Annotated in this window: 2 protein-coding genes and 1 pseudogene; 1 reads left to right on the top strand and 2 read right to left on the bottom strand. The window is 63.4% G+C overall.

All coding sequences use genetic code 11. The features are described 5' to 3' along the window. Positions 1 to 252, top strand: a pseudogene (locus EOD07_RS33230) (MarR family transcriptional regulator); the annotation flags it as partial. 4 nt (positions 253 to 256) lie between these two features. Here the strand turns inward: EOD07_RS33230 and EOD07_RS33225 are convergent. Together EOD07_RS33225 and EOD07_RS33220 are read right to left on the bottom strand one after the other, a co-directional pair. Then, positions 257 to 1,000 (bottom strand): polysaccharide deacetylase family protein, encoded by a 744-nt coding sequence (locus EOD07_RS33225; protein ID WP_164772787.1) that lies wholly within the window; start codon positions 998 to 1,000, stop codon positions 257 to 259. A gap of 234 nt (positions 1,001 to 1,234) precedes the next feature. After that, positions 1,235 to 1,777 (bottom strand): EAL domain-containing protein (locus EOD07_RS33220; RefSeq protein ID WP_164772786.1); only part of this gene is annotated, 543 nt, incomplete at its 5' end.

Genomic DNA, 1,777 nt, shown 5'->3' with positions numbered 1-1,777 from the left:
GTCCATCAGGTGGCGCTGACCGAGGCCGGCGAAGCGCTGTTCGAGAAACTGCGCCTTGCGGCGGTCGCCTTCGACAAGCGGCTGCGGGCCGGTATTCCCGACGACAGGCTGGCCGAATTCGCCGAGATGCTCGCAGCGCTGCGGGCGAATGTCGAAGCGCCGAGCTTCGGGCGTCTGCTGGCGTCTTTCCCCGGTGACAAGAACGACATTCCGCCTCGCCCTGGCAAGCCGGCTCGCGCGATCAAATCATAAGCTCTTAGCGATCATAATCGGCAATCGCCCCGAAGGCGTAGTGGCGAAGCCTGAGCGCCGCGATCAGCGCCGTCAATTTCGCCTTGCCGTCGAAGGTGTCCTGGAACATCTCGTCATGCACAAGCAGGATCAACTTGTTCGGCCTGGCGAAATGGCCGTAGGCGAACAGATGGTCGATCTCGCTGACCAGATGGTCGACGCTCTGCACCGGCTTGCCGCTGCTCTCATGCACCCATTCGTGGTCCCAGCCGTATAGCCAGAAGCCCGAGGCCGCGACGAACTCGTAGTCCGGATCCTCGCGTCCGGCCTCGGCCAGCCCTAGCGAATTGTCGTCCTTCGAGTAATTGGGCAGCCGGAACACGTCGCGTCCCGGCAGCCGCGCATGCACGGCCGGCTTCAGGCCCAGCACGGCATTGGCCCTCAGCATGTCGGCGACCACGCCTTCGGTATCGCCGTAGAAATGCCGGTAATGATTGTAGGCATGGCTGTAGCTGTGGTTGCCGATCGTCACCAGCGGCATGGATTTCGCCCGCTGCAGCAGCGCCCGGTTGGCGGCGTTCGCCTCGGCATGCATGCCGACCATGAACAAAGTCGCCGGCACCTGCTCGGCCTGCAGCACGTCGAGGATGTTGCTGGTGCCGTTCAGCGGACCGTCGTCGAAGGTGAGATAAATGGTGCGATCGGCGGCCAAAGCCGGCGACACAACCAACAATAGCAGCGGCAGGGCAAGACGAAGCGGTATCCGCAAAAACTGCTTGCGATCATGGCAAGACACTATTGCAGCGTGGGTCTTATCGAGCATGACTGGATGCCGAGATGCGTTGAGATTCAGGTCAGGCCGAGCCGGAGTCGAAGACGGGCGCGAAGCGACCAAACTGGGTGGCTTCCGAGAACCGGAGCGGAGCGTACTTGAAGTACGTGAGCACCGGAAGCGCAGGAAGCCGCCATTTGCAGGCCGGCCTCACCTGAATATCGGCGCATCTCAGGCCAGGCTGCCCTGCAGCACTTTGAGCTTCGCCTTCTTCGGGCTGCGCGCGGTCAGCCATTCGCGCGCCTTGTCCTGCGGCATCGGGAAGGCGATCGAATAGCCCTGCACCTGGTCGCAGCCGATCGCCATCAGCGAGTCGAGCTCCGCCTCGGTCTCGGCGCCCTCGGCGACGATCGAAATGCCCAAGCCCCGGGCTAGCTCGGTGATGGCGCGCACGATCTTGGAGTTGTCGCCATTCTCGTTGATGTTCTGGACGAAGCGGCGGTCGATCTTCAGCCGGTCGATCTCGTTCGGGTTCACGTGGCTGAGCGAGGCGTAGCCGGTGCCGAAATCGTCGAGCTCGAGATGCACGCCGGCGGCGCGGATGTGGCGGAGCTTTGCGGCGATGCCGGTCTTCTCGTCGTCGAGGATGACGGATTCGACGATCTCCAGCGCCAGCTTTTGCGGCGGCAGTCCCGCGCGCTCCAGCGTGCCGAACAGGAAGGTGTCGAAATCCGCCTCGCGCAGCTCGGTGCCCGAGACATTGACGGCAATGCG

The organism is Mesorhizobium sp. M2C.T.Ca.TU.002.02.1.1, assembly GCF_003997225.1.
This window is presented reverse-complemented; position numbering and strand designations above follow the sequence as displayed.